The sequence below is a fragment of the Blastocatellia bacterium genome, from assembly GCA_025055075.1.
Taxonomy (GTDB): domain Bacteria; phylum Acidobacteriota; class Blastocatellia; order HR10; family HR10; genus HR10.
In genome coordinates, this window is record JANWYV010000012.1 from 1 (window position 1) to 6,954 (window position 6,954).

General features: G+C 60.5%; 6 protein-coding genes. 1 reads left to right on the forward strand and 5 read right to left on the reverse strand.

Annotated features, from left to right (window positions below; translation table 11 throughout):
• The 4 genes from NZ746_03095 to rpsL all read right to left on the reverse strand — a co-directional run.
• Positions 1–140: GTP-binding protein (locus NZ746_03095; protein MCS6816348.1), on the reverse strand; the 140-nt coding region annotated here is incomplete at its 3' end.
• Between the two features lie 49 nt (positions 141–189).
• The gene (gene fusA / locus NZ746_03100; protein ID MCS6816349.1) at positions 190–2,292 is read right to left on the reverse strand and encodes an elongation factor G; all 2,103 of its coding nucleotides are present in this window, start codon (positions 2,290–2,292) and stop codon (positions 190–192) included.
• Between the two features lie 12 nt (positions 2,293–2,304).
• Positions 2,305–2,775, reverse strand: coding sequence for a 30S ribosomal protein S7 (rpsG, locus tag NZ746_03105; GenBank protein ID MCS6816350.1), 471 nt, complete (start codon positions 2,773–2,775; stop codon positions 2,305–2,307).
• Positions 2,776–2,790: 15 nt separating this feature from the next.
• Positions 2,791–3,183, reverse strand: coding sequence for a 30S ribosomal protein S12 (gene rpsL, locus NZ746_03110; protein MCS6816351.1), 393 nt, complete (start codon positions 3,181–3,183; stop codon positions 2,791–2,793).
• 495 nt (positions 3,184–3,678) lie between these two features.
• Between rpsL and NZ746_03115 the strand changes: the two genes are divergently transcribed.
• Complete coding sequence (locus tag NZ746_03115) at positions 3,679–5,262, forward strand: right-handed parallel beta-helix repeat-containing protein (GenBank protein ID MCS6816352.1); 1,584 nt, start codon at positions 3,679–3,681, stop codon at positions 5,260–5,262.
• A 727-nt stretch (positions 5,263–5,989) separates the two neighbouring features.
• On the opposite strand, the gene NZ746_03120 is transcribed toward NZ746_03115, so the two are convergent.
• Positions 5,990–6,954 (reverse strand): hypothetical protein (locus NZ746_03120; GenBank protein ID MCS6816353.1); only part of this gene is annotated, 965 nt, incomplete at its 5' end.

Genomic DNA, 6,954 nt, shown 5'->3' on the forward strand with positions numbered 1-6,954 from the left:
TCCCGATACACCACCCGCGGATTCCGACTGTGCAACACCCGCGTGATCGCACTCGTCAACGTCGTCTTCCCATGATCAATATGCCCAATCGTCCCCACATTCACATGCGGCTTCGTCCGCTCAAACCGCTCCTTGGCCATATCTCCTCACTCCTTTCACTCAAAATGCGCGACGAATCGCGCTTGGAAATCACGAGACTCCGCTCAAGATCGCCTCGCTCACGGCCTTCGGCACCTGCTCGTAGTGCGAGAAATGCATCGTGTACGTCGCTCGCCCTTGCGTCATCGAGCGGAGATCGGTCGCATACCCGAACATCTCGGCCAGCGGAACATAAGCTGTGATGATGACCGTCCCAGGCCGATGCTCGATCTGCTCGACGCGTCCTCGACGCGCATTCAGATCTCCAGTGATCGCCCCCACGTAATCCTCGGGGGTGACGATCTCCACCTTCATAATGGGCTCCAACAAGATCGGATCGGCCTTGCGCGCGGCTTCTTGAAAGGCGAGCGATCCGGCGATCTTGAAGGCCAGCTCGCTGGAATCCACTTCGTGATAGCTCCCGTCAAAGAGCCGCACGCGCAGATCCACCATCTCGTATCCGGCGAGCACGCCGCGCTCCATCGCCTCGCGCACCCCTTCCTCGACAGCCGGGATGAACTCCTTCGGGACGACGCCTCCGAAGATGTCCTCCACGAACTCGAATCCGGAGCCAGGCGGCAGCGGCTCGATCTCGATCTTCACGTGTCCGTATTGGCCGCGTCCGCCCGTTTGACGGATGAACTTCCCCTCGCCGATGGCCTTCTTCGTGATCGTCTCGCGGTAGTTGACCATCGGCCGGCTCACGCTCGCTTCGACGCCGAACTCGCGCTTGAGCCGATCCACGATGATCTCCAGGTGCAACTCGCCCATTCCCGAAATGAGCGTCTGTCCGGATTCGGGATCGCTCGTGACCTTGAAGGAGGGATCCTCCTGCGCCAGACGCCCAAGCGCGAGGCTCAACTTATCCTGATCCTGCCGGGTCTTGGGTTCGATAGCGACGGAGATCACCGGACGCGGGACCTCGATGGCCTCCAGCACGATCGGATGCGCCTCATCACAGAGCGTGTCACCCGTTGTGACCGTCCGCAGCCCAGAGGCAGCGACAATCTCTCCGGCGTAGGCTTCCTCGATGTCCTCGCGCTTGTTAGCATGCATCTTCATCAAGCGCCCGATTCGATCCCGCTTCCCCTTAGTGGCGTTATAGACGCTGCTGCCAGCCGTGAGCGTGCCCGAATAGATGCGGATGTACGTGAGCTGGCCAATGTGCCGATCCGCCATGATCTTGAAGACTAACCCAGCCAGCGGCTCCTCATCGCTGGCGCGGCGCGCGCACACCTCCCCGCTCCTCGGATCCACCCCTTGCACGGGTGGAATGTCCACCGGTGAGGGCAGATAGTAAATGACAGCGTCCAATAGCGGTTGAATCCCCTTGTTCCGAAAGGCGGCGCCACAGAGAACAGGCACCAAGCGCAGCTCGATCGTCCCGCGTCGTAAGGCGGCGCGGATCTCCTCTTCCGAGATCGGCTCCCCCTCCAGATACTTCTCGGCGATCGCATCATCGTAATCGGCGAGCGCTTCGAGCATTCGGTCGCGCGCCTGGTGCGCCGCTTCGCGCAACCCCTCGGGCACATCTTCCACAATGAACTCAGCTCCCAGTGTCTCCTCGATCCACGTGATGGCCTTCATCTGGATGAGGTCCACAACCCCTTGGAACGGCTCGTCGCCTCCTCCAATTGGAATCTGCACGGGCACAGGATGAGCGCCCAAGCGCCGCCGCATTTGCTCGATGACCATCCAAAAGTCGGCTCCCTGCCGATCCATCTTGTTCACGAAGGCGATGCGCGGGACGCGGTATTTCTCCGCCTGCCGCCACACGGTCTCCGACTGCGGTTCCACTCCATTGGCAGCATCGAAGAGAGCAATCATGCCATCCAGGACTCGAAGACTTCGCTCGACCTCGATGGTGAAGTCCACATGCCCCGGCGTGTCAATGATGTTGATGCGGTATTGCTCGCCCGTCTTCGCTCCGCCGATCCGCCAGAAACAGGTCGTCGCCGCTGAGGTGATCGTGATCCCGCGCTCCTGCTCCTGCACCATCCAATCCATCGTCGCCGTGCCTTCGTCCACCTCGCCGATCTTGTAGTTCACCCCCGTGTAGTACAAAATCCGCTCAGTCGTCGTCGTCTTGCCGGCATCAATATGCGCGGCAATACCAATGTTCCGAACGCGCTCTAGTGGAATCTGCCGCGGCATGCTCGTCTCCCTTCACCACCGATAATGCGCGAACGCGCGATTGGCTTCGGCCATCCGATGCACATCCTCGCGCTTTTTGATGGCTCCGCCCTTATTCTGCGAGGCCTCGATCAACTCATTAGCCAGCCGTTCGATCATCCGCTTCTCCCCTCGCTCCCGCGCCGCGTTGACCAGCCACCGGATCGCTAACGAGAGCTGCCGATGCGGATTCACTTCGACGGGCACCTGATAAGTCGCCCCGCCAACGCGCCGCGATCGAACCTCGACCTTCGGCTTCGCGTTCTCAACCGCTTGCTTGAAAACTCTCAACGGGTCCTCCTTGGTCCGCTGCCGAATCCGCTCCATCGCGGCGTAGAAGATCTTCTCCGCCACGCTCTTCTTCCCATCCCACATCATGCAGTTGATGAACTTGGTGACCAGCGGGCTGTTGTAGATCGGATCCGGCGGCACCTCGCGTCGCTCGACAATTCGCCGTCTCGGCATAGCCGTTCCTCCCGCTCACTTCTTCGGCTGCGCGGCCTCGCGCGGCCGCTTGGCGCCGTACTTGGACCGACCCTGCTTACGATTGGCCACGCCCGCCGCATCGAGCGTCCCGCGAATGATGTGATAGCGCACGCCCGGCAGGTCCTTGACGCGCCCGCCCCGAATCAGCACGATCGAGTGCTCCTGGAGGTTGTGCCCGATTCCCGGAATATATGCCGTCACCTCAATGCCATTGGTCAGGCGCACGCGCGCGATCTTGCGCAGCGCGGAGTTCGGCTTCTTCGGCGTCATTGTCTTGACCTGCACGCAAACGCCGCGCTTTTGCGGACAGCCCTGCAAGGCCGGACTCTTCGATTTCACCCTGACCTTTTCCCGTCCGTATCGAACCAATTGTGCGAGCGTCGGCACAGCGCTCAACTCCTCCTCTGTTGGATTTCGGAGGTCCGCCTCAAAACGTCTGACGCCCTCCGAAAAGGTCATCCCACAAACGGCTGTCGAGGGGCTGGTTCGGAAGAGCACGAGAACTCGCAATCGGCGAATTCCCTCATCGGAGCCGTCCACTCTCTGGGCGCCCCTCGCCGCCCCGAGCTTTTCTGTGGCGTTTCTTCGACTTGAGGTCAACTCCTTGCAGTCATCAAAGCCGATGACCCGCTTCGACGCTCATCCCGACGCCACAATAAGCGCTCGCTGAACCGACGGCTCCTCCCCCAACACGTGCCCGAACTCGATCTCCAAAAGGCCAAACTATAGTCGCAGTCCCGCATATTGTCAAGCCCCCAGCCTGAAAGGGGAAGTCGAATCGGCGACGAATAAGCACGAGCCGGTATGAACATCCCCTTGTTCGCAGGCGGTCCAAGGAGTATACTGCCGGCGCTGTATCAGAAAGGCGTTTGGGAGGAAACGATGGGAATTCGCGAGCAAATGAGGCTTCTGCGAGTGAGCCTATTGATGGGAGTGGTCGTAACCTCCATGATCCCTGGAGTGACGTCGAAAGCCGGCATCGCTCCCGACGTCCTCTACGTCTCGGCGACCGATCCCACCTGCGGCGGGCGATCTCCCTGCTTCACGACGATTCAAGCGGCTGTGAATGCGGCTCGCGCAGGCGACGAGATCCGTGTGGCGGCAGGGACGTACACGGGTGCGGCGCCGGCGATGGTCGGTGGAGACATCTATACCCAGGTCGTGCTCATCACCAAGAGCCTGACTCTGCAAGGCGGCTACACGACGACCAACTGGACGGAGCCTGACCCGGCGATGAATCGCACGGTGATTGATGCCGAACGTCGGGGACGCGGCATTTCGATCGTCGGCGACGGGACACAGACCGTGACGGTGGCCGGTTTCACCATCACTAACGGCGATTACTCGGACTTGGGCAATCCGCCAGGCATCGCCAACCGAGTTTGCGCGCGCACCGATAGCGATTGCGGCGGTGGTTTGTTTGCTTTTCGCGTGCGGCTCAATCTCCGCGATTGCACGATCACCAATAACATCGCCAGTCGCACGCGAAACTACAGTGACGGTGGCGGGGCTTATCTGTGGAATGTGGTCTCCGGCAGTCGGGTGGAAAACACGATCTTCAGCGGCAATCAAGCGCAAGCTTCCGGGGGCGCTGGGGGTGGCATGTCTATCACGTTCGGCGGCAGCGTCACGATCGTCAATAGCCGCTTCGAGAACAATCGAGCCGCTGGCGCAGGCGGTGGATTGTACATTTCCCAACCGAATGATTCCGTGAGAATCGAGAACTCCACCTTCACAAGTAACGTGACCTGCGAAGCAGGCGGGGCCCTGGAAGCGCGGCTCACTTTCCAGGGGACGGCATTGAGTCTCAATCGCGTGATCCTGCGGGAGAATCGAGCCAGAAGTTATGGAGCTGCTCTTAGCTTCATCAAGCAGGGATTCGGCGCGACGACAGTGGAGATGACCAATGTGGTGCTCGCGGCAAATGCCGTGGAGTCGTCCGGAGATTTACGCTCGGTGGTCGAGGTCAGCAGTTTCGGAGCCGATTTCGATCTGCGCCTGGCGCATCTGACGTGGGCTCGCCATCCTCAACTAGTGGCTCTCCGTGTGGATGCCTCCTTGGGCGGACGAATCGCGGTGACTCTGACCAACGCTTTGATTGACTCGGCGACTGCTGCCTATGTTGGCCGACAGGTCAACGGCGAGATCCAAATCCGGCACACCCACACGCTGATCCATCGCGTGGGGAGATTGCACGTTGTGGAAACCGGGGTGCCGACATTCGAGGCGATCAATCCTCGCGAGGGCGATCCCCGACTGGATGAGACCGCGCATCTACAGCAAGGCTCGGCGGCCATAGATGCCGGAGCCGAGTCCGGCGTGCGCGAGGATATTGACGGCGAGGCCCGACCTGCTGGCAGAGGCTACGACATCGGAGCGGATGAGTTCATTCCGCCTTCCGCTTCTTCGCACCTGGCGCAGTTGCGGGCTCAATCCCCATCCGGCAGCGTCCGATGCAGCCTTTAGAAGATTCGCACGTTCGCACGCGCTTTGAACGTCGGCGTCCTGGCTCGCAAGGGAATTTTGCGAGAGGTAGTCAACACCTGCACGAAACCGGAGCGTGCTTCTATGCAGGGAAGGAAGCTCTGGCATTAAAGACGGGCACTTTTCTTCTAGCTCGCGCCGATATGGGAGTACTAGCCGCTGGTATGGTCCTTCACACCGAACGTGTCTCACGGAATCCACTTGGGACGAGGCGCTGCATGATTCCGATGAGAGCGAGCATGTGAGCTGCCGGCAGCTCAACAGTTTATAGAGTTCGCCCCCTCTTTGGCTCCTTCGCCAGAGGCGGCCTCAGCCATAGGGCGATCGTGGAACTGACATCTCCGCTTCGGGTCTTCCGTCGTTATTCGAGAATGGTTATCCGCGGCGTTGGAACGCATCTTCAGGCGGCTACAGACCTGCTGATCTTGAACAACGTCCTGGAGCGTAGCCCACCTGGCCAATCAGGCTATCGCCGAAGGAGACCTGATCTTCGGCAAGCGTCCTCTGTTGATTGCCCCTATCACACGACCTCCGAAAAGAGGACTGACGCGGGGGAGTCCAGGGCAGGACCGATTCTCCTCATGGACTGACTCCGCAGGCCTCTGGTGGGTCGGGCTACAAGGAAGGTCGGTCGCGATTCTCGTTCACGTGGCCATTACCGACGCCGGCATTTGACAACGCCGGCGTCGGTGTGTGTCCGGCTTTCAGGCTAGAACACCGCCTCGCTGACGTTCTTGCCGGCTGTGTTCATGCCGCCATGAACTTGGCCTTCAGGCGCCGGGAGCATTGTCAGACTTGTCGGCGCTCCTCCCACGCTGATGCGCCGCGTGATCCGAAGACCTTCCAGATCCACCTCGACGACATCGCCGGTGGGCGGATCGCTCACATAGGCTACTTCCTCACCCAGGGCGAGGCCGGGGCGAGGATTCGCGCCTCCCGGCCAAGGCGAGACAGCGTCCAGCTGACTACGAGCGACACCCGTCCGCGGGTCGAGCACGTGGAGTTTGCCATCGGCCGTGAGCGCGACCAACGCCTTGCCCTCTAAGTCCACCCCAAATCGGAGTAACCGTGCAGGCAGTGGAACGGGCGTCATCGTATTGGACAGGGGATTAATGAACACCAATCCCTGCCCGAAGTTACCGATGAAGTGAGGCACATCTTTGTGAGCCACAAGCGTGCCCACTCGAACATCGCTCGGCGTCCCCGATGGATAGAGCAACTTGCGAGCCTCCAACGAACCTTGCCGGTTCTCAATCAGCAAGACGCCGTCAGCACAACCGAAGGCGACCACATCACCGTGTACAGCCTCGCCGTGCAACCGGGGGCATCCCTCGAAGGATCGGATGAGCCTCCCATCGAGCGTATACACATCAACTCGCCCAAGATTGAGGCTTCCGACTAACACGACCTCTCCGAGCACCGCCACGCCACCGATGACCACGGCCACGCCATGATCCGGTCCTGTCGTCGGGAAGCGGCTGAACCGAACGAAGGGCTCAAACTGCTCTTCGTTGAACAGGGCTACCGTACCATCACCGTCATTGTAGATCGCCGACCACTTGCCATGACTGGTGAAGTGAGTTGGCCGAGGTCCTGTGTTGACAGTAGCCATAACGTATGGAGCCTCGACGACGAGGTCGTCGTGGTCTCCGTGCTTCTCCGTCCGTAAGCCGC

Excerpts from the sequence above, each read along its gene's own strand:
- NZ746_03115 (MCS6816352.1), top strand. The coding sequence starts at position 3,679 with ATGGGAATTCGCGAGCAAATGAGGCTTCTGCGAGTGAGCCTATTGATG.
- fusA (MCS6816349.1), bottom strand. The coding sequence starts at position 2,292 with ATGCCGCGGCAGATTCCACTAGAGCGCGTTCGGAACATTGGTATTGCC.
- rpsG (MCS6816350.1), bottom strand. The coding sequence starts at position 2,775 with ATGCCGAGACGGCGAATTGTCGAGCGACGCGAGGTGCCGCCGGATCCG.